The sequence below is a fragment of the Bacillus sp. FSL R5-0439 genome (assembly GCF_038008805.1).
Lineage (GTDB): Bacteria > Bacillota > Bacilli > Bacillales > Bacillaceae > Bacillus > Bacillus safensis.
The window spans coordinates 374241-399046 of record NZ_JBBOZW010000001.1; the positions used below are offsets into that span (position 1 = coordinate 374241).

The 24806-nt window shown below is 46.0% G+C and carries 3 protein-coding genes; all 3 read left to right on the forward strand.

The genetic code is table 11. The features are described from left to right. The first annotated feature begins 17 nt into the window (after window positions 1-17). The 3 genes from NST59_RS01950 (at window position 18) to NST59_RS01960 (ending at window position 24795) form a co-directional block, all read left to right on the forward strand. Window positions 18-10721, forward strand: a complete 10704-nt coding sequence (locus NST59_RS01950) for a non-ribosomal peptide synthetase (protein WP_144490712.1) — start codon at window positions 18-20, stop codon at window positions 10719-10721. A 46-nt stretch (window positions 10722-10767) separates the two neighbouring features. Next, the gene (locus tag NST59_RS01955) at window positions 10768-14601 is read left to right on the forward strand and encodes a non-ribosomal peptide synthetase (protein WP_144490713.1); all 3834 of its coding nucleotides are present in this window, start codon (window positions 10768-10770) and stop codon (window positions 14599-14601) included. A 63-nt stretch (window positions 14602-14664) separates the two neighbouring features. Then, window positions 14665-24795, forward strand: a complete 10131-nt coding sequence (locus NST59_RS01960) for an amino acid adenylation domain-containing protein (RefSeq protein WP_341039862.1) — start codon at window positions 14665-14667, stop codon at window positions 24793-24795. The last annotated feature ends 11 nt before the right edge of the window (window positions 24796-24806 follow it).

Here is a 24806-nt window from a genome sequence, read left to right on the forward strand (position 1 = left end):
AATGAAGAGGTGGACTTATGAGCAAGCAGAAAATTCAAAAGGTATATCCTTTAACACCAATGCAAGAGGGCATGCTGTATCATGCCATGCTAGACCCTGATTCCTCCTCTTATTTCACACAGCTTGAGCTTGGAATAAGCGGAGATTTTGATCTCGATCTTTTTGAAAAGAGCCTCAATGAACTCGTACGGACATATGACATTCTGCGTACAGCCTTTGTCTATCAGCAGTTACAAAAGCCTCGTCAGGTTGTATTGGCTGAACGTCATTTAGATGTGTATAGAGAGGATCTATCGCATCTGAATGATCAAGAGCAGAAAAAGGTATTGGATCAATATAAAAAACAAGTGAGAAAGCAAGGATTTCACTTAACGAATGATCTGTTGTTGAAAGTCGCTGTTTTTCAATTAAATGAAACAAACTGGCACCTGATTTGGAGCAACCATCACATCATCATGGATGGTTGGTCCATGGGTGTTTTGATGAAAAAACTGTTTCATTACTATGAATCTTATCGGAACGACCGAACCCCGGATCGCTCACAAGGTAAGCCTTATGCGGACTATATCCAGTGGCTTGGAAAGCAAAACAAACAAGAAGCGGAAGACTATTGGAAGGAGCGGCTGGATGGCGCTGTTCAGCACCAAGGGCTGCTGCAGCAAAAAGAGGCGAACGGACAATATGACCATCAGGAATGGACGTTTACATGGGATGCACAAACGGTACAAGCCATTCAAGATGCGGCAAGACAATGCCAAGTGACAGCACCGAACCTTTTTCAGGCTGTCTGGTCCGTTCTTTTAAGCACCTATCATGCAGCAGATGATGTCACATTCGGAACAGTCGTATCGGGCAGACCTCCAAGTGTGTCTGGAATTGAGCGAATGGCAGGGCTGTTTATCAATACGATACCTGTTCGGGTGACATTGGATCAGGAACAGACCTTCAAACAGCTGTTTCAAAAGGTTCAGCAGCATGCACTGGAAGCGGAAAACTATGATTTTATGCCGCTTTATGACATTCAGCAGAAAACAGCTGCTGGAGGAAAGCTCTTTGATCATTTGGTTGGGTTTGAAAACTATCCTTTAGATCAGGAGCTGTCTGGTGACACCATGTCTGCACGTCTCGGTTTTGCCATTGATGTAAAGGACGGATTTGAACAAACGAATTTCGATCTGAATCTTCTTGTCTATCCGGGTGAAACGTGGACATTGAAAATCAAATACAATGCGGTGGCGTTTGAAGAAAAAGTCATTGAAAATATATCGAAACATCTGACCAATCTCATAAAGCAAATCATTCAAAATCCTGACATGTATCTTCATGAAGTGACATGTATCACAGAAGAAGAAAAGCAGCAGATTGCAGCGTGGAATCAGACGGAGAGAGATTATCCGAAGCACCTGTCCATTCCCGAGCTGCTCAATGAACGTATCAAAGCGCAGCCAAACCACCTGGCATTAGTCGAAGGCGAGCGAACATTCACATACGAAGAGCTTGGACAAGAAATCCGTCGTTTAGCCAGCATCCTTGTAGAAAACGGCGTTCAGCCGGGGGATGCTGTCGCGGTGTATATGAACCGATCAGCAGATGCGGTGATCGCCATTTTAGCCATTTTACACGCAGGGGCTGCCTATGTGCCGATTGATCCAGCTCAGCCTGAGGAGAGAATCCGTTGGATGCTTGAAGACAGTGGCGTAGCCATTTTGCTTTATGCTGACAGCCAGCCGCCGGTTGATGAAAGCATCAAAGCAATTCATGTGACCGGCATGACTCATCACTCACAAGCGGAGTTTTCAGTCGTCGAGACGTCTCCATCTCAATTGGCATATATCATGTTCACATCGGGATCAACTGGACGGCCCAAAGGAGTGCAAATTGAGCATCAGCATATTGTGAGGTTAGCATGCTCTCAGGAGAAATTGGGCTTGAACACGTCGGATCGTATGGCGCATACAGGAGCTGTCAGCTTTGATGCGATTACCCTTGAAATCTTCACTACGCTTCTGAATGGGGCGACGCTTTATCCTGTTGACCGTGATACTTTATTGGATATACACCGATTCGAACAATTTATCCAAACACATCAAATCACGGCGCTCTTTTTAACGACTGGTTTATTTAATCAGCTCGCTCAGCAGCGGCCGCAAATGTTCAAAGGGTTAAAAACATTATTCACCGGCGGTGATGTGATCAATGAGAAAAGTGCGGAGCTTGTGAAAAAGCATCATCCATCACTTACCTTGCTGAATGTCTATGGTCCAACAGAAAATACAACCATCTCGACCATTTACGAAGTAAGAGGAGATGAAACGGGTCCGATCCCAATTGGTCAGCCGATCAATCATACGTCAGCTTATATTTTAGATGACTATCAGAGACTTCAGCCAATTGGAGCGCCAGGAGAGCTGTATGTAGGCGGGGACGGTGTTTCAAGAGGGTACATCAAACGTCCAGATTTGACTGATCAAGTATTCATGGCAGATCCTTTTAAGCCGTCAGGACGGATGTATCGAACAGGTGACTTGGCTAGATATGGTGCGGATGGTCAGATCGAATTCCTTGGCCGTGCAGATGATCAGGTGAAAATTCGAGGCTTCCGTATTGAGCTTGGAGAAATTGAAACGGTGCTTCGCCAAGAAACGGGTATCGATGATGCGGTTGTACTTGTTCAGCAGCTTTCTTCAGAAGAAAAGGAAATCATCGCCTACTTCACAGGGAGACTCGCAGAAGAAGAGGTGCGAGATGTATTCAATCAAAAGCTGCCAGCTTATATGGTGCCGCACTATGTGATGAAGCTGGATACCTTTGCACTGACAACGAACGGGAAGGTAGATCGAAAAGCTTTACCAAAGCCGGACGAAGTGCATCGCGAAGAGATCAAAATCATGCCGCCTGAGACCGAGACAGAAAAGGTACTCGCTGACATTTGGGAGGAGCTTCTTGGAAAAACGATTGGGATAGACGAGCATTTCTTCATGGCTGGCGGGCACTCGCTCAAGGCGATGATGATGTCTGCGAAGGTTCAAGAAGCGCTTCAAAAGGAAGTGCCGATTCAAATGATTTTTGAGAAGCCGACGATTCGCTCATTAGCGGCTTACATCGATCAGGAAGGTCAAGAAGATGCTGGACATCCTATTTTACCAGCAGAGCAGGCGGGCGAATATCCGGTATCACCAGCTCAGCGCCGTTTATACATTTTGCAGACACTTGAACCTGACAGCACGAATTATCATATTCCAATCGTCTTAACGCTTGAAGGAACACTCGAATATGAGCGTCTCAAATCAGCATTTAATCAGTTAATCCAAACGCATGAAATCTTAAGAACGAGTTTTCATATGAATGGGGAAGACATTGTCCAAAGGGTGCATGAATGGTCAGCATTTGACCTTCCTGTTCATGACATCAAGGAAGAAGAGGCTGAGGCATTTCTTGCTGAACGTCAATCGCCATTTGATTTAACAGCGGCACCCCTTTTACGAGCTCAGCTGCTAAAGGTCAGTGAGAATCGTCATCTTCTCGTTTTGGAAGCACATCATCTCATTACAGATGGCAGCTCCATGAAGACGTTCATTCAAGATTTGGCGAAGGCTTATGATGGAGAAGCTCTTGCTGAAAGAGCCATTCATTATAAAGATTACGCTGTCTGGCAGCTAAGTGAAGAAGAAACGGAGAAACTGAAGGAGCATGAAGCATATTGGCTGAAGCAATTTGAAGGAGATTTACCGGTTTTAGAGCTGCCAACTGATTATCCGCGTCCAGCAGAACGTGATTTTTCGGGAGAACGATTCATGTTTGGCTGTGATCAAGCAACGACTCAGCGCATTTATGAACTGCTTCAGAAAACCGATACGACCATGTATATGTTCTTGTTATCCGCCTTTCAAGTGCTGCTTGCCTCCTATAGCGGTCAGGAAGATATCATTGTGGGTTCGCCTGTTGCTGGACGGACACACCCTGATATCCAGGACATGCCGGGGATGTTTATTAACACCATTGCATTGCGCGGAAAACCAGAACAAACCAAAACATTTTTGCAGCTGCTTGAAGAAATAAAAGAAACAAGTGTTGACGCTTTTGCACATCAAAGTTATCCACTCGAAGAGTTAATTGCACATCTTCCGTTAGACCGTGATACAACTCGGAGCCCGCTTTTTAGCGTGTCATTTAACATGCAGAACATGGAGGTTCCAGCGTTAAAGCTCGGCGATCTGAACATTTCGCCTTATGCCATTCAGCATCACTCGGTCAAATTTGATTTATCTTTAGAAGCATTTGAACGCGAGGGAGCATTAAAACTGAGCTTTGACTATGCAGCGGCGTTATTTAAAGAAGAGACCGTCCGCCGGTTCGGAACTCACCTCCTAGCGATTATTCGTGAGGCGGTTCGTCATCCAGAGGAACAGATCGGCTTGCTCTGTATACTGGATCAGCATGAACAAATAGAGCGTCTGGAGAAAAAAGCCGAAGGGCCAACGAATCGTCATGAGCCATTCCATGTCCAATTTTCACGTCAGGCTAAGGAAACACCGGATGCTATTGCCGTCATGGATGATCAAAGAAAACTCACCTACCGTGAGCTGGAAGACATGTCACATGCACTTAGCTGTGAACTTAAGAAACGAGGCGTAGAGAAAGAAAAAACTGTGGCACTGATTCTTGACCGCTCTGTCTATGTGATCGTCTCCATGCTTGGTGTGATGAAAGCAGGAGGAGCGTTTGTCCCGATTGATCCAGCTTTTCCGGCTGAACGAATCCGCTACACATTAGAGGATTCAGGTGCACAAGTCATCGTAACAAATGAGTCTCTTGCTGATTCCTATCAAAATCGCAAGTCGATTCAAGTGGTGCAGGTTGAACAAGCAGTGCAACAAAGCTATTCACTAGAACTGCCAGAAGTATCGGTCGATCAGCTCGCTTATGTGATTTACACATCTGGGACAACAGGGAAGCCGAAGGGAGTACAGCTCGCGCATCGTAATCTATCACACTATGTCAACTGGCTGACAAATGAGGTGACATTGCAAGAATGTGATCGGACAGCACTGCTTTCTTCTTATGCATATGATCTTGGTTACACAAGCATTTTCCCTGTTTTAAAAGCAGGGGGGACACTTTATGTTCCTCGTGAAGAGGTGTATACAGACCCTGTACGTCTGATGCGTTTGATTGATGAACAAGAGCTGACTTATATCAAAATGACACCATCCTTATTTCATATGATGGCAGATTCTAAAGAACATTCATTTAACGCTTTACGCCTAGTGGTACTTGGAGGAGAACCGATCATTCCTGAGGATGTTGAAACATTTATGAAGCAGCATCCATGCGTGGCAGTAATGAACCATTACGGTCCGACTGAGACAACCATTGGTACAGTGACCAAGCTGATCACACCGCAAGAGCTGGACGCTCTGAAGGAACGATCTTTGATCGGACAGCCAATTGCTCACACAAGAGCACTCGTATGCAATCAGCAGCAGCGTCTTGTCCCTTATGGCGCGCCGGGAGAGCTTTATATATCTGGGGAAGGCGTGTCGAGAGGATATTTGAATCAGCCTGAGTTAACAGCGGAACGTTTTCTTGAAAATCCATATGACCCTCAAGAGCGAATGTATCGAACAGGGGATTTGGTCAGACAGCATGCAAATGGAGATATTGAGTTTCTTGGAAGAGTCGATGATCAAGTGAAAATCCGCGGCTATCGCATTGAGAAACAGGAAATTGAGCATGCCGCACGTGCTCTGGCATCTATTCAAGAAGTCTATGTGAAAGTTCTGCACCTGTCCGGTTTGCCGGAGCTTGCACTCTATTACACAGCGCCTGAACACATTGGAACATTGACGTTTAGAGAAAATCTTGCGGAGACACTGCCGGATTATATGATTCCAACGTACTTTGTGAAAGTCGATCACATTCCACTTACCCAAAATGGAAAGGTGGATGCGAAGTCTTTGCCGCTTCCGCATGAAGTGCATATGAACCGTACGGCGCATGTGGCACCAGAAACGGAACTTGAGCGGACGCTGTGTGACATTTGGTCAGAAGTTCTTGGGGTGGAACAAATGGGTGTTCTTGACCACTTCTTTGAATTAGGAGGTCATTCCCTCAAGGGTATGGTGCTCATTTCGAAGGTGCAAGCAAAGCTGAACAAGCATGTGCCGCTCAAAGTCCTTTTTGAAAAACCAACCATACGAGCGATGGCTGCCTACTTGGACGAAACGGATTCTTCGGTGGTTACATCCATTGAGCCGGCGGAAAAGCAAGATTTCTATCCCGTCTCTTCTGCTCAAAAGCGGATGTATGTACTGCAGCAGCTGCATCCAGAAGCAGTCACTTATCATATGCCAGCCGTTTTAATGATGGAAGGCAGCCTTGATGTGAAGCAGCTAGAAGCAGCGCTTCAAGCCTTGATCGACAGACATGAATCGTTGCGGACAGCGTTTGTAGAAATTGACGGCGTACCCGTTCAAAAAGTCTATCGCCAAGTGCCGTTTACATTAGAGGTTGATGAAATCGAGGGCGATCAGGAGCAGTCTGTCATCGAGTCATTCATTACACCATTCTCACTACATCAAGCACCATTAATGAGAGCAAAAGTGGCGAAGCTTTCTGATGAGAAATATGTATTCATGATGGATATGCACCATATCATTGCAGACGGTGTCACACGTAGCCTGCTTATTCAAGAACTGGCAGAGCTTTATGAGAAAAAGACGTTACCGCCAGTTCAGCTGCATTACAAGGATTTTGCGGTATGGCAGCAGGAAGAAAATCAGCAGGCGCTCCTTGAGAAGCAGCGGCAGTATTGGCTGGAGCAATATGCACAGCCGCCAGAAGACTTAGCGCTGCCCCTTGATTTTCCGCGTCCTCAAGTTCAGTCATTTGAAGGAGGGCGAGTCGATAGATGGTTGTCTGCTGAAAAGGTGCAATCTATCAAAACGCTCATGGCGGAAAAAGGTGTGAGCTTGAACATGGTGATGCAAACAGCATTTGCCATTTTCCTTTCGAAATTAACTGGGCAGACAGATATCGTCATAGGCGCTGTAACCGCAGGACGTACGCATGCTTCAATCGAACGAGTTCCAGGCATGTTTGTCAATACGCTTGCTCTTCGAAACGAAGTGCAGCCAGAAGACACGACAGCACAGCTGCTTGAAAAAATGAAAGATCGCAGCCTATCAGCCTATGAACATCAAGAATTTCCGTTTGAGGAATTGGTGGCTCAGTTAGATCTTTCGAAAGACACGAGCCGCAATCCATTGTTTAGTGTCATGCTGACTACAGATGACCGTGACCTGACGTTACCGGATTTGAATGGACTCAAGCTGTCACAAAAGCAGCAAGATACCATTCATGCAAAATTTGATATAACGCTTGGTGTATTTGAAGAAAATGATCAAGTGGGCTTGCGCTTTGAGTATGCAGCGGCTCTGTTTAAAAAGAGCACCATTCAGCGCTGGAGCCGATATATTGAAAAAATCATAGACGATATGGTGACTAAGCTGAATCAGCCGATTTCAGCGCTATCTCTCATAACTGAAGAGGAAAAACGAGAGCTGATCAATGAATGGTCAGGACCTGTCCTAGACGTCCCGTCAAATCAAACCGTTCATGCCCTGATTGAGGCGAAGGCACAAGGAGCACCGCATCAAAAAGCGGCGACCTTCTGCGGAACGAGCTGGACGTATAAAGAGCTGAACAGCCGGGCGAATGTAGTCGCTTCAAGGCTCATCGCAAGCGGCACAAAAACAGGAGACCGCGTCGGCATTCTCACCCGCCCATCTCTTGACATGACAGCTGCTGTCCTTGGCGTTCTCAAGTCAGGTGCGGCATTTGTTCCGATTGATGCAGATTATCCAGCGCAGCGTATTGCATACATGCTGGAAGACTGCGGGGCAGAGGTACTTCTGATGCAGAAAGGACTTACTGCACCACCTTCATTCACAGGTCATATCCTGTTCATAGAAGATGCGGTAGAGGGAGAAGCTCACGAGATTCAGGTTCAGATCAAACCAACGGATCTTGCCTACATGATTTACACGTCTGGGACGACGGGACAGCCGAAGGGTGTCATGGTCGAGCACCAGTCTCTTGTGAATCTTGCATTCTGGCACAATGATGCGTTCCAAGTGACGCACGAGGATCGAACTGCGAAATATGCAGGCTTTGGCTTTGACGCCTCCATTTGGGAGATGTTCCCGACGTGGATCGCTGGCGCAGAGCTGCATATCATCGACGAAGCAATTCGCCTCGATATGATCAAGCTCAATGCGTATTTCAATGAAGAAGGCATCACCATTGCCTTCCTGCCAACACAGCTTTGTGAGCAGTTTATGTCAATGGACAACCATTCTCTACGTTACTTACTAACAGGCGGAGACAAGCTGAAACAGGTGAAGCCAGTTCCATATCAACTCGTCAATAACTACGGTCCAACTGAAAATACGGTCGTAGCGACAAGCGGAATGATCGATCCAGAACAAGGCACGCTTCCGATTGGAACAGCCATTGCCAATACTCGTTTTTACATTATGGGTTCGTTATATGACCTGTCGCCGCCAGGCGTACCGGGTGAGCTCGTGATTGCAGGAAAAGGACTGGCAAGAGGCTATTGGAATCTTCCAGAGGAAACAGCCAAACGATTTGTCCCAGATCCATTCTATCCAGGCGAGCGCATGTACCGCACAGGCGATTTAGTGAAATGGACAGAGGGTGGCGAGCTGATTTACCTCGGCAGAATAGACCATCAGGTCAATATCCGCGGCTTCCGTATTGAGCTGTCAGAAATTGAAGCCCAGCTTCTGACGCTGGATTCGGTGAAAGAAGCCGTCGTGACAACGGTCAAAGATGCGAGTGATCAGGACGCCCTTGCCGCTTACGTGATCACAGAGAACGATACTGATGCAGAAGACTTAAAAGAAAGCCTAAAACGAACGTTGCCTGAATACATGGTGCCATCATGGATCATCAAGCTAGACCAATTTCCAATGACGGCAAATGGAAAAGTTGATCTGAAAGCATTGCCAGCTCCTGATATCGAAGCGAACCAAACGATATACGAAGCACCAAGAGACGAAGTTGAAACACTGCTTTGCGGCATTTGGGAAGATGTCCTTGGCGTCAGCCAAGTCGGTATTCACGATCACTTCTTCTTCCTTGGCGGAGATTCGATTAAAGGTATCCAAATGGCAAGCAGACTCACGCAAGCAGGCTGGAAGCTCGATATGAAACTTCTATTCCAGTACCCGACGATTGCGGAGCTGCGCCCATATATCGAGGAAGCCGATCTTCTCACAGCCGACCAATCATCTGTCGAAGGAGAAGTCATTTTAACACCGATTCAGCGCTGGTTCTTTGAACGAGCATTCAGCGATCAGCACCATTGGAATCTCTCGATGATGCTTCATGCGCCAAATGGATTTGACCTTTCCATTACAGAACAAGTCATGCAAAAACTACTTTCACATCATGATGCACTGCGTATGGTATACAAGCAGGAACATAGCGGCATCCTGCAATACAACCAGCGGGAGCTACCGGAACCGATAGCGATTATTTCTCATGATGTCTCAAAAGAGCACGATGTGAAAAAGGCAATTTCCACATTTGCCAATGAGTATCAGCGTCAGCTGAACCTCGAAACAGGTCCATTGATGAAAGTGATTTGTTTCCATGCGGAAGATGGCGATCATTTACTCATCGTGACACACCATTTAGTTATTGACGGTGTCTCATGCCGAATTTTACTAGAGGACTTTATGTCTCTATATCAGCAGGCATCTCAGGGACAAGCCCTTGTCCTGCCGCTGAAAACTCATTCCTTTAAAGAATGGGCAGAGGCCATTGAACGTTATGCACAGTCACAGCCATTAAAAAGTCAGCGGGAGTATTGGGCAGAAATTGAAAGCAAACCATTAACCGCATTACCTGTTGATCATGAAGTGACGAAAAGAAGAGTTGCCGAAACCAAATCGGTTCAAATGCAGCTGACAGAAACAGAAACTGAGCATCTTTTGACCGATATTCATCTGCCGTACACAACGGAAATGAACGATATTCTTTTATGTGCTCTTGGTCTTGCTGTTCAAGAGTGGACAGGTGAGTCCCATGTACATGTGCAGCTTGAAGGTCATGGAAGAGAGGATATTTTATCAGGGCTGGATGTCTCTCGCACAATTGGCTGGTTTACGAGTATGTATCCAGTTGTTCTTGAAGCGAAGCCGGATCAGACCATAGCTGATGCTATTAAAGGAACGAAAGAAATGCTGCGCCGTGTGCCAAATAAAGGGATTGGCTATGGGATTTTAAAATACATGACAGCCACTGAACCGTCAGGGCACCATGTACATCCTGAAATCAGCTTGAACTATCTTGGACAGATTGATCAGGAAGTGACGACAGAACTCTTTGGGCCGTCCATCCATGATATGGGACGACAAGCAAGCCCAGATTCGGAAGCTGTTTATAAGCTGAACCTTAGTGGTCTTGTTCAACACAATCGATTCATTTTGTCTTGCTCCTATTGTGCAAGTGAATATGAAGAACAGACGATACAGCAGTTCATGGCATTGTTGAAGGAAAAAATCCAATCCATCATCACCCATTGCTTAGCGCAGCAAGAACGGGAATTTACACCAAGTGACTTCTCTGCGGCTGACCTTGAAATGGATGAAATGGACGACATTTTTGACATGCTTGAGGAGAAATTGACTTAACAACACACGAGATCAGTCATAAAAATAGGAAGGGAGGATGAAATAGATGAGTCAATTTAAAAGGGATCAAGTTCAAGACATGTATTATCTGTCACCGATGCAAGAAGGAATGCTGTTTCATACCCTCCATCATCAAGAAAAGGGCTTCTATGTAGAGCAAATGGATATGAACGTTAAGGGCACACTGCATCATGACTTACTTGAGAAAAGCATGAATATCATCGTGGAGCGGTACGATATTTTTCGTACCGTGTTTCTCCACGAAAAAGTAAAGCGCCCTGTCCAAGTTGTGCTAAAGGAGCGTCCTTTTACACTTGATGTTGTGGACTTGCAAGATCTTTCTGAAGACGAACAGCTTGAACGTATCGAGAAATTCAAACAACAGGATCAGTTGAGAGGATTTGACCTCTCGAAGGATTCTCTCATGCGGGCATCTGTTTTCCAAACGGGTTCTGCCAGCTATCGATGGATATGGAGCTATCATCATATCCTTCTGGATGGCTGGTGCTTTGGACTTGTGGTGCAGGAGTTGTTTGCGATTTACCATGCACTTTTACATGACGTTCCTTATAAGCTAGAACCGGTCAAACCATATAAAGAATATATAAAGTGGCTGGAAAAACAAGATAAACAAGCATCACTTCAATATTGGCAGCAATCATTAGCAGGGTTTGATGGACAATCAACCTTTAAAGAACAGCGAAAACAAACGAATGAACATGAATTAGGCGAAATTGAATGGTCCATGAGCAAAGAAGAAACGGCTGCTTTGTCAGAGTTAGCGCTGCAGCAAAATGCGACGTTAAGCAGTGCGCTTCAATCCGTTTGGTCGGTTCTGCTGAGCAGGTATCAGCGGTCAAATGATGTGCTGTTTGGAACAGTTGTGTCAGGACGCCCGGCAGACTTGGCTGGCGTTGACAGGATGGTTGGATTATTCATCAATGTCATACCAAGAAGAATTCAGCTGACAGATCACATGACATTTCGTGCACTCCTGTCAGAAACACAGCAGCAGTCTCTGGCAGCCGAGCCGCACCAATATATTCCCATTTATGATATTCAGGCAAAGACAGGTCAGCAGCAGCTCATTGATCATATTGTCGTGTTTGAAAATGTCCCAGCTGCAAAGAAGGACGAGCAAGAGGCACGGTTAGGGTTCACGGTGGATAACATGAATGTCTATGAAAAATCAAACTATGATCTCAATCTGCTCGCATCGCCTGGAGAAGAATTACTATTGAAGCTGGCCTTTAACAAAAGAGCGTTTGATTCTCAATTTGTTCACAAGTTAAAGGAACAGCTCAGTCTATTGATAAATGAGGCGGTCAAGCATCCCGATCAATCGGTTCATACACTCCCGCTCGTCACGAAGCAGGAAAAACAGCAGATTCTTGAGGAATGGAATGCACCTGAGCTTGAGCATGACCAGTTGTATTTGTCGAAATGGTTTGAGCATAATGTCGGCAAACAGCCAAATGCAGTGGCACTATCAGCAGAAGAGCAAACGATGACATATGCCGAGCTGAATGAACAGGCCAATCGATTGGCAAGGCATTTGCAAAAAAATGGGGCTGAACATCAAACGGTCATCGCCATTTTAGCCGATCGAACACCTGAACTCATTGTCAGTCTGCTTGCTGTCTTAAAAGCAGGTGCAGCCTATGTGCCAATTGATCCTGATTATCCAGAAAGCCGCATTCAATACATGCTTAAAGACAGCGGAGCGACGCATCTTCTGACTCACTCATCCTTTATTGGTCAGGCGAAGGGACTCGGGTTTACTGGTACGTATCTGTTTGCAGATGATCAGGAAATTTCACTTATGAGCTCAGAGAATCTGCCGCTAGAAGCAGGTTTACACGATACGGCATATATCATGTATACATCAGGTACAACGGGTCAGCCAAAAGGCATCATGACAACCCATTCCAATATTGCCCGGGTGGTTAAAAATACGAACTACTTAACCATTTCAGAAACAGACACACTGCTGTCGCTATCCAACAGCGTATTTGATGGCTTTACCTTTGATGTATATGGTGCGCTTTTAAATGGGGCAAAGCTTGTCTTGCCGAAAAAAGACACCATTTTAGATATGCATGAGCTGACGGAGCTCATTAAAAGAGAAAGCATTTCTGTCATGTTTGTTCCAACTGCTTTATTTAATCTTCTCGTTGATGAAGAAACCGATTGGATGCACAGTGTGCGCAAGGTGTTATTCGGAGGGGAGCGTGCATCTGTACAGCATGTGAGAAAAGCCTTTGATGTCATGGGAAAAGGCAGACTAATCAATGTCTACGGCCCAACCGAATCAACCGTTTTTGCCACCTATTATCCTGTAGATGAAGCTCCGCCGATAGAAGCGCATTCTATTCCAATCGGAAAGCCGATTAACCAAACGGGTGCTTATATATTGAGCCAGCAAGGACAGCTTCAGCCGATTGGAATGGTCGGAGAACTTTGTCTCAGCGGCAAAGGGCTTGCGAAGGGGTATTTGAATCGTCCTGATCTGACAAAAGAAGCCTTTATCACACATCCATTTGCTACGGGAGAAAGGCTGTATCGTACGGGAGATTTGGCTTATTTTCGAGCAGACGGTCTGATTGAGTATGCAGGCAGAGTGGACGATCAGGTGAAAATTCGCGGCCACCGAATTGAGCTGACAGAAATTGAAGCCCACCTTCTCATGCATCCAGGCGTAAAGCAAGCTGCCCTTATAACGGATCAGCATGGCTCGCAGCATACAAGACTGCTCGCCTATATGACATGTGAGGAGAAGTGGAAGGACAAAGTTGATGTGATCAAGTCAGGGCTGAAGGAGAAACTTCCGGCTTACATGCAGCCTCATGAGCTGATCAGACTTGAGAAAATGCCGCTGACACCAAATGGAAAAGTTGATAAACGTCAGCTGCCAAAGCCAGAAGCGCCTCAAGGAAACCGCCATGTGAAGCTTCCGGCAAATGAGGTAGAACAAAAGCTGCTTGTCATGTGGCGTGAAGTGCTTGAACGAGATGATATCAGTACAGATGACCATTTCTTTGAGCTTGGAGGACATTCTTTAAAAGCGATGTCGCTTTTATCAAAGGTGTCGAAGGAATTCGATGTTCAGGTGCCTATTCACTTGTTGTTTGAGACACCTACAATTGAAGCCATCAGCCGTTATATTCAACAGCAGGATCATGAAGCTGCCGGCTATCTTGTATTCAATGAATCTCAAACGCCAACAGTCTTTGCTCTTCCGCCATTACCGGGCTATGGCTTTATCTATCAGGAAGCCGCCAAAACGCTCGATAGCGTTCGTTTGATCGCCTTTGATTTTATTGAAGCTGATCACCGCATGACGCAATACGTTCAGCATATTCAGCATCTTCAGCCTGAAGGGCCTCTGACTTTGATGGGTTACTCTGGCGGGTGCTATCTGGCCTTTGATCTCGTTCAATCGCTTGAACAAGCAGGACGGACGGTGGATAAGGTCATCATGATCGATTCCTATAAGAAAATTGGAGAAAGTGATTTAGAAGGACGATCCATCGAGGACGATATCCAAGCGATTGTTCATCAATCAAAGCAAAGTGAACTTGCCCAAGAAGAGCTCGTTCAAGAAGCGCTTGCTCAAAAAACGCGGGCCTATTATGAAACATTTGTTAAGGGGGTGAATCAAGGAAAGATACAAGCAGATATTGATTTCATCCAATCAAAAGAGCAAATTGAGATTCCAGACTGGATGGATCATTGGGAAAAGGCGACGACCGGTGCTTATCGCTATTATCAAGGCTACGGTCAACACGCTGACATGTTCAAAAACAAAGAATGTGCAGCCCAAAATGCCCAGCTGATCCAAAAGATCGTGAATCAAAAAAATAGAGAAGCCGTTTTGTAAACTTTAGTTCAGGCAGGGGTGCATATTGGCAGCCCTGCCTGACAAAAAAGGAAAGGAACTCATATGAAACCATCAATTATAAATAAATCAAATGTACATGAATCAATGGATACGATTTTACAAGATGTACAGAGAACGATTTTACAAACCAACGAATTCGAACGCTTCGCTGTTTTTTCTCATGAAAAAACCATTCGACCGCGGCCATATCACCTCTCTCATTTATTTCTCGACAATCACATGGAGCAGGAAGCCGCAGCTGAATCGATACAGACGCAAACGGCTTCCCCTGCTTTAGCGGACATGCCGCCCGCCCTTTCCTATGGAGGGGATCTAGATGTTAAGGCAGGAGCCCAAACCTTGCAGGACGCCTTAACAGAGGCGGCAAAAACGAAAAATGGTCTGACTTATATCGTCAATAGTGAAAATGAACTCACACAATCCTACGCGCAGTTAAAGGAGGACGCCGAGCGGGTTCTGACAGGTTTGAGGGCTTTAGGACTTGAACCGGGTGATCCTGTATTCTTTCAGTTTTCATCCAATCATGCGATGGTAACAGCCTTTTGGGCGTGTGTGTTGGGAGGATTTGTTCCAACACTAGTGTCCGCTGCACCGACCTATCGGGAAATGAATGCCTCTGTGAAGAAGCTTCATCATGCGTGGAACCTGCTGGAGCATCCGCTCATTTTAACAGATGACTCGCTGGTTGATGAGGTGCAAGGCTTAGCTTTATTGTGGCATACAGACAAGTTACGTGTCGCAGCCGTTGAGCCGATGCTTTCTTTAGAAAGAGATATAGAAGCTTATCCAGCGTCACCGGATGATTCAGTCTTTTTTATCTTAACGTCTGGAAGCACAGGGATGCCCAAATGCGTAGAACATTCTCATCGAAGCGTACTGGCGAATGTCAAAGGAACAGTGGCAGCCAACGGGTTTACACAAGAGGATGTGTCGTTAGACTGGATGCCTTTAGATCATATTGGCGGTATTGTGATGTTTCACCTTGTCAATGTGTACACGGGCTGTGAGCAGGTTCGGGCAAGAACAGATGATTTTATCGCTCAGCCGCTGCGCTGGCTTGACTGGATGGACCGCTACCGTGCAACGAAGACATGGGCGCCTAACTTCGCATTTGCGATGATCAATGATTATGAGAAAGACATCTCGTCAGGATCTTGGGATCTTTCTGCTATGACCTGTATGATCAATGGGGCAGAAGCGGTCGTACCGAAGACGATTCAACGATTTTTACACTTGTTGGCTCCACATGGCTTAAAGGGAGACGTCATTAGACCAGCATTCGGCATGTCTGAAATCTCTTCAGCCGTTGTCTTCTCTTTTGCGATAGAGCGGGGAGATGAAAGCAGCGGGGTTCTAACCTTTGAGGAAACATCACTCACAGAGCAGCTAAGACCAGCGGAGGCACGGGAGACAGGAACCGTCAGCTTTACAGAGCTGGGAAGACCAATTCCGGGTATTACGATTCGTATCGTTAACCATCAGCATGAGCTTCTTCCCGAAGATCATATTGGCAGTGTGCAAATTAAAGGGCCGACGACAATGAAGGGCTATTACAAGAATGACGAAGCGAATCAAGAAGTTTTTCAAACAGACGGCTGGTTCCACACGGGGGATTTAGGTTTCCTGCACGAAGGAAGGCTGACATTAACCGGTAGAGAAAAAGACATGATCATCATCAACGGGAAAAATTATCACAACTATGAAATTGAAGTCATTGCAGAAGAAGTACCCGGCGTCGAAACGAGCTTTGTAGCCGCTTGTTCCGCTCGGATGGAAGCATCTGCATCCGACGAGCTGATTCTCTTTTTTACACCGAAGCTGTATGAACCTTCTTATATCATGAGGGCAAGTCAAAATATTAAATCCCAAATTGCAACAAAAATGGGGCTATCTGCATCGCGCGTGATCCCTGTCCAGAAGCATGCCTTTCCGAAAACAAGCTCTGGAAAAATAGAGAGGGCACAGCTCAAGAAGCGATGGCAGGAAGGCGAATTCGATGAAATCATCAAGGAGCTGGACATCAGACTTGAAAATGAACACACCTTGCCTGATTGGAGTTTACAAAAGAAGTGGATACCTGCTCCGCTCCATGAAGCTCAAAAACAAACATTAGGGAACACGGTGATCTTTGCAGATACATTAGGACTGGCAGATCAATTGAGATCCCTTTCAAGCAATGAAGAAACCTATATTACGGTTGAACCGGGTCAAGCATTCACACAACTCACACATACACACTTCATCATCCACCCGAATCGGCCGTCTGACTACGAACAACTCTTTGAGACGCTCCGTTCGTATGGCGTTTCGGTGAAACAAATCATTCACCTTTGGAACTACACAACTCAAGAAGACACACTTCATGCAGCGTTTGCAAAAGAAGCGCAGAAAACTGGCAGCATGAGTGCATTATATGTAACAAAAGCGATCGCTGCCTATGAGGAGCCAGTAGAGATCACCTTTATCTCTGCTCATGCGATGAATTTGCCGGAAGATCAAACACATGATGTGGAGAAAGCAACGACAGCAGGATTGATGACAGCTGTTCAGCATGAATGGCCGTTTATCAAGGTGCGGTGTCTTGATTTTTCTCTAGCAGAATCAGCTGCTGGTCGTTCTCATGCATCATCGATTATGACAGAGCTTACACATGACACAAGCCATCATATCGCCGCTTATCGCGAAGGTGTTCGTTATACTCCTCTTTTAACGCCGCTTCATCTGGAAAAAGAACAAAGGAGGAAGAAGCCGCCGTTTGAATCATCCGGGCTTTACGTGATAACAGGCGGGCTTGGCGGCATTGGGCGGTTGCTGAGTGAGCACCTGCTGACATCCTATCAAGCGCATCTTGTGCTGGTTGGAAGAAAGGCGAGAGAGGCTTTATCTGTGGAGCAGCAAGACGTATTGATTTCACTTGAGAAATTAGCGGAAAAGCGCGGTGGCACAGTTCTTTATGAAAAGGTGGACATCACTGACGCAAAAGCCATAGAAGCCTTGATCTCAAAACAGGAGGCAGCTTTAGGCAAAAGGCTGCATGGCGTCATTCATTTCGCTGGCATCATTCAAGAAGAGCTGCTTCGTGACATGACGTCTGTGTCATTACATGCGATGTACGAAGCGAAGGTATATGGCACGATTGCGCTACATGAAGCAGCTTCTAAACGGCAGAATGTCTTATTCCTTTCTAGCTCGTCAGCTCGAACGTTAAAGGGCGGGATGACCGTTGGCGCTTATTGCGCGGCCAATGAGTTCGTTGAACAATTTGCTCATTATCAGAGGCTCACCTCTACAGTAAAGCCGTATTGCTTTAGCTTTAGTATGTGGGATGAGACGGGAATGAGTGAAGGCTCAATGATCAAAGGCATGCTAAAAGAAAGAGGCTACCTCCCGATTCCAAAGCGGGCAGGCATTCAAACAATGCTGGCATGCTTGATGACAGATACTCCTCTCATTTATATCGGGTTGGATCGATCGAAGCAGGATATTCAAGAAATGATACAGGGGGATATTCAAACAGAACAGGCCGTATATGTCTTTTTCAAGACTGATCAAACAACGGCTATTGAAGAAAGGCTGTATCAGTCCATTTATACGTGTATACAGTCTCGTCTATCTGGGGAATGTTCCGTACATCTCTATCCTGAAGAATACTGGAAAGAAACAGAGGATGGGATGCCGGACGAAGTGCATTTCAATGAATTAATAGAGGAAAGTGGACAGGGTTCAGAGGACAGAGCACCTCAAACTGAGACGGAAAAACTCTTGGCGCGCATTTGGTCCGAACTGCTTGATGTTTCAAACATCAGCTGTGGTGATCATTTCTTTCTACTCGGAGGTCATTCGCTCAAGGCAACGCAAATGCTGTCAGCTGTTAGGCAGAAAACGGGATTTGACGTGCCGCTCGCCGTTCTTTTTGAGCATACGAGACTTGGAGAGTTAGCGGACTGGATTGATTCATATGCCAAAGCCGATGAAGCGATTCCGATACGGAAAATAGAAAAGGGTCAGGAGCTTCCGATGTCCTATGCTCAGCAAAGACAGTGGTTTCTCTATCAATTACAGCCCGATCTAGCATTATACAATAATACGATTTCCTTTCGGATGAATGGACCTTTAGATGTAAAGGTGCTTCAGCACAGCCTGCAGCAAATGGTGCAAAGGCATGAATCGCTCAGAACATCCTTTGCGATGAACGGCGATGAACCGGTACAGATCATACATGAGCATATGACTCTTCCAGCGCTTGAGGTGGTAGATGTATCAGAGCTGGCATCACAGGAAGAAAAAGAACAAAAAGCGGCTGAATGGGCGAAAAGAGAAGCGGGCACACCTTTCCGCTTAGAGCAAGATGCACTTTTTCGCGCGAAATTAATTCGGCTGTCAGAAACAGATCATTTGCTGCTGATGTCCATTCACCACATCGTGTCAGATGGCTGGTCGATTGGCATTGCCGCAAGGGAGCTATCCGAATGGTATACAGCGATGATCGAGGGGAGGGAGCCTGATCTCTCACCACTGCCAATTCAATATGCAGATTACGCACTATGGCAGAAGGAGTATTTGACGGGAGAAACACTTCAGAAGCAGCTTTCCTATTGGAAGGAGCAATTTGCGGTACCTGTGGAAGAGTTGATGCTGCCGTATGACTACACGCGTCCGGCCGTTCAATCCTATAGGGGAAAAACGAAAAAATACCGCTTGTCGAAGCCGTTATCAGAACAGCTGGCGGTTCTTTCTAAGAAAACAGATAGCACCCTTTATATGACATTACTTTCGGCTTTCTCTACCTTGCTGCATCGATTGTCTTCACAGGATGAGTTTGTCATTGGATCCGTCATTGCCGGGAGAAATCGGACGGAGATGGAGCAGCTCATCGGATTTTTCGTGAATACGCTGGCACTTCGGATCGATCATAGCGGGAATCCGGCTTTCACAGAGCTATTAGAGCGAGTGAAGGAAACAACAATGGGTGCCTATGCACATCAAGATGTGCCGTTTGAGATGGTCGTAGATGAACTGAATATTGTACGTGAGGCTGGAAAGCAGCCGCTGTTTCAGGTCATGTTCGTTCTGCAAAACCTGCCTCTTGAAGCATCACCGATGGGTGAGGCGACATCCGTTTTAGCCATTGAAGATAACGATACGGCCAAGTTTGATCTATCCCTGTTTGTTTTTGAAGGGGCGGAAGGTCTTCAATTAAAACTAGAGTATGATGCAGACTTATTTTCTGACGACACGATGGAACGGTTCCTTCGTTACTACGAACAGCTGCTTGCGTGTATTTGTGAAAATCCAGCACAGCCGATCAGACAAATGAATTATCTGCCAGAGAAAGAGAAGCAGAAGCTGCTCTATGAATGGAGCGGCAAAACAGAACAACCAGCAGGCCCGCTTCTCATCACAGAACGGTTTGAAGCACAGGTGAAAAAGACACCTCATGCGATCGCCCTCGAATCTGGGGAAGACCAGTGGACGTATCAGGAGTTACAAGAGAAAGTCAATCGGCTTGCCGCTTATCTGCAGCAGCGAGGAGTGAAGCCGCATGAACCAGTAGGGCTGCTGATCGACAGGTCGCCTGAAATGATTTTTGGGGTGCTGGCGATTGTGAAAGCAGGCGGGGCCTATGTCCCAATTGATCCTGAATATCCAGATGCACGAATTGATTATATGCTGAGGGATACAGGTATTCAGCTGTTACTAACAAAAAATGAATGGCTGAAACAAGTCTCGATCAGTCAAACCGAGCTCATTTGTCTTGATCAGGGATATGAAGAGTTTTTATCAGAGGGAGAACTCAAACCTGCTGCCTTAAAACCTGATGGACTCGCTTATATCAATTACACATCAGGGTCAACTGGACAGCCAAAGGGGGTTTTGATTCCGCATGAAGCGGTCATCCGGCTTGTATGTGAAACAGATTATGTCACCCTTGACGAACATACGCGTATTTTACAAATCGCTAGCTTTTCCTTTGATGCCTTTACGTATGAAATATGGGGAGCCCTGCTCAACGGAGGAAGGCTGATACTGACCGATCGAAATACGATTTTATCAATGGATACGCTGGCTGACACGCTGACATCTTACAAGATCACAACAGGATTTCTGACAGTGCCGTTGTTTAACCGATTAACAGAGGAACATCCAGAAGCTTTATCTGGATTCAATGCCTTATTGGTCGGTGGTGATGCTTTGTCAGCTGCTCATATCCGTAAAGCGCTGCCGTATTTACCTGAAGGCCTTTTAAACGGCTATGGACCAACTGAGAATACCACGTTCTCCTGTGTGCATCACATTCGGGCAGTGGATGAGGGGCAGGTGGCGGTTCCTATCGGTCAGCCAATTGCGTATTCACAAGCTTATGTACTAGACGACCAGCTGCAGCCGGTTCCACAAGGTGTCATTGGAGAGATCTATGTAGGCGGTACAGGGCTTGCACTCGGTTACCTTGGAGATGAAGAAAAAACATCACAATCATTTATCCCGCATCCTTTCCAAGAAGGAGCGCGTTTATATAAAACTGGCGATCTGGGCCGCTGGCTGCCAAACGGCATCATCGACTGCCTAGGAAGAATCGATCATCAGGTGAAAATTCGCGGACACCGCGTCGAATGCGGGGAAATTGAAGCCGCTATGCTGCGCTTTGAAGACATCATAGAATGTGCAGTCATTCCGCATCAGCATGAGAGTGGCCACAAGCGGTTGATCGGTTATTTTGTCCAAAAGGGCAGCGTGACCACGCAAGACATTCGCCATCAATTAAAAGAAATACTGCCAGATTATATGGTGCCAAGCCTATTAATAGAGCTGGAGGAACTCCCGCTCACGGCAAATGGCAAGGTAGACCAAAAACGTCTCCCGCCGCCAGAGTGGAGACAGGAAGAAGTGGACAAACCGGCTGACAAGGCACTCAGTGAGGAAGAACGTGTACTGGAAAAAGTGTGGACTCAGCTGCTCGGCGCTCCTTCGATTGGCGTACATGATAACTACTTTGAGCTTGGCGGAGATTCGATTATTGTCATACAAATGGTGGCGCGCTTAGCACAGGAAGGCTACGTCATTCAGCCGAGAGATGTATTTGAAAAACAGACGATTTCACAACTGGCACTGGCTATGAAAAAGTCAGATGCTGCTGCGTTCTATGATCAGTCGCCTGTCACAGGAGCAGTTCGCCTGCTTCCGATCCAATCATGGTTCTTTGAGCAATCATTGATAAACCAAGATTACTGGAATTTATCTGCGCATATGGAATTCAAGCAATCCATACAGCTCAAGCAGCTGACACAGGTTCTCTCAAAAATTGTCGATCATCACGATATGCTGAGAGCGATTTATACAAAAGCAGCAGATGGCTCGTGGATTCAAACCACTCGTGCGCCCGGCATCACCCCTTGTGTCACCTTCTTTGATCTGACGAGTGTTTCTCAGGAGGAAGCGCTGGAACAAATCCGCATGGAGACCGCCGCTTGTCAAGGAACGTTGTCATTAGAGCGAGGGGAAGTCATCAAAGCCGTTCTTTTTCACACAAGTGATGGTATGTCTGAACTCTTTATCGCTGCCCATCATCTTGTGATGGATGGAATCTCATGGCGCATCATACAGGAAGACCTATTAAATGGACTGAAGCAGCTTGCGGCAGGGCAGGAAATCGCGCTTGCAAAGAAAACTGCGTCCTATCAGCAGTGGGCAGAGGCTCTTTATGAATATGCACAAACCGATCAATTACAAGAGCAGGTTCCTTTTTGGCAAAATATCATCAGTCAAGAGGAAGAGGGTTCTCCTTTTCAAACACCTGCGCTTTTCAATATAGAAGAACATGCAGAAATCCTGTCTATTCAATTAACGAAGGATCAAACAGATATTTTACTAAGACAGGCATCTCAAGCGTACCGAACAGAGGTAAACGATTTACTTTTATCAGGACTCACGCAAGCCGTTGGAAAGCCACTACTTATTACGTTAGAAGGGCACGGACGCGAGGATTTATTTGAACAAATGGATTTGTCACGAACAGTCGGATGGTTTACAAGCTCTTATCCTATTTTTATTCCTTTTATTCAAACCGATGTTGAGAGACAAATCAAAGATGTCAAAGAAACCTTAAGAGCTGTGCCGCAAAAGGGAATCGGCTATGGCTTGCTTCAATACATGACAGCATCTCGTTTACTCAAAAAGGCAGCGCCGCAGATGAGCTTTAATTACCTTGGACAGTTAGATCAAATAGACGAGACACACCTTTATATAGCTGATGAACGAAATGGACATGTACATGATCCAAAAGCAGAAAGACAGCATTTGATCGATGTGTACGGATATGTTGTGAACGGTCAGCTTCAGATGAATTTTATGATCAATCGTGAACTGCTTCAGTATGAAGAGGTGCGTCTGTTACCTGAACGGTTCAAAGAAAAAATGGAGGATATTCTGACGCATTGTGTAGAGACAAAAGGCGGTTTTACGCCATCTGATTTTCCAATGGTTCAGCTGACGCAAAAGCAAATCGATGATCTCCCAGACAATGTAGTGGATGTGTATCCACTATCTCCAATGCAGCAAGGGATGCTGTTTCATGCTCTATTAGATCAAGCGTCACAGGCGTACTTTGGTCAAGTGCATATGACGCTCGAAGGCTTAACGGACGGCGCAGCCTATGAAAAAGCCTGGAATCTGCTTGTGGAACGTCATTCGATTTTGCGGACAACATTTGCTTGGGAAGGGCTAAAGGAGCCTGTTCAGTTGATTCAATCAGAAGGCAGCATTCATCTCACTCAGCACGATGTGCGCCACCTGAGTGAAACGGATCAGAAGGAAGCCATCCAGCAATATTTGCAAACAGATCGTTTAAAGGATTTCAAACTAGAAGATATGGATGAACCGCTGATTCGTATTGCCTTATTCCATCGTGATGAAAACACATGCACGTTTGTTTTTAGCTTTCATCATATTTTAATCGATGGCTGGAGCTTGTTCAGCTTTATTGAAGAATCCTTTTCTTTGTACCGCTCTCTTGTGGATGAACGGGAGGTGGATCTTCCTGCTGTCCGTCCATATAAAGATTTTATCGAGTGGCTGCAAAAGCAGGATCAAGAGAAGGCGCTAGCGTTCTGGAAACATTATATGTCAGGAGTAGAGGAGACTACGCCACTTCCAGGAGACGATGGGCATGCTTCAGATGAAGATGCAGGTGTTGATCAGCTAAGTATCAAACTAACGCCCGAGATGCAGGAGAAACTCGAAAAGATGACAGGCAAGCAGAAGGTGACAATGAGCACCCTGATTCAGACAGCATGGGGGCTGCTTTTGCATCTTCATTCAGGATCTGATGATGTCGTGTTCGGAGTGACAGTATCAGGACGGCCGGCGGATTTACCACAGGTTGAAAGCATGACAGGGCTCTTTATTAACACATTGCCGCTCCGTTTGCCGATCACGCCAGAGTGGACCATTTCCAAGCTGCTGGCACATACGCAGGACACAGTTTTTCAGATGCGGGAATTCGAATATACCGTACTGCCAGATATTCAGCAGCTGACCCACATCCCGAATGGAGATTCATTGTTTAACAGCATTGTCGTGTTTGAAAACTATCCGATTGAATCTATCGAGCCATACGGAGTGCGTATTGTAGACATTGCGAGTCATGAAGAAACGAACTATGACCTGACCCTTGTGGCAGTTCCGGGAGATACGCTGGAGCTTCGGGTCACATATCGCCTCAATCAATATACAGAAAAGCAAATACAATCGTTGATGCAGCAGCTGATCCACACACTTGAAGCGATGACAGAACAAATGGAGACACCCCTTTCTTCCTTCACAATCGTGACGAATGAAGAAAAAGAGCGGATGATCACCGATTGGGCGAAAAACGCACAAGTCAGTGTGCTGTACCTAGATCAAGAAGAGGTCTATTCAGGTGTGCATGATCCTTCCTGTGAGACGGAAATATATGTCCTGAGCGAAGAGCATCAGCTCATGCCGATAGGATTCCCTGGAGATATTTTTATCGGCGCAAAGGATATCAAAGCACTTTGCGGGGAGCTTGCTGATTGGATGGAGACGCATAAAATTCCGCATCCATTCAAACATCAAACTGGCGAATACCTCTATCCGACAGGTGATGTCGGCGTTTGGACTGAAAAAAATAAGATTCAGATTTTGGATTGGATGTAGGAGGAGAAGAA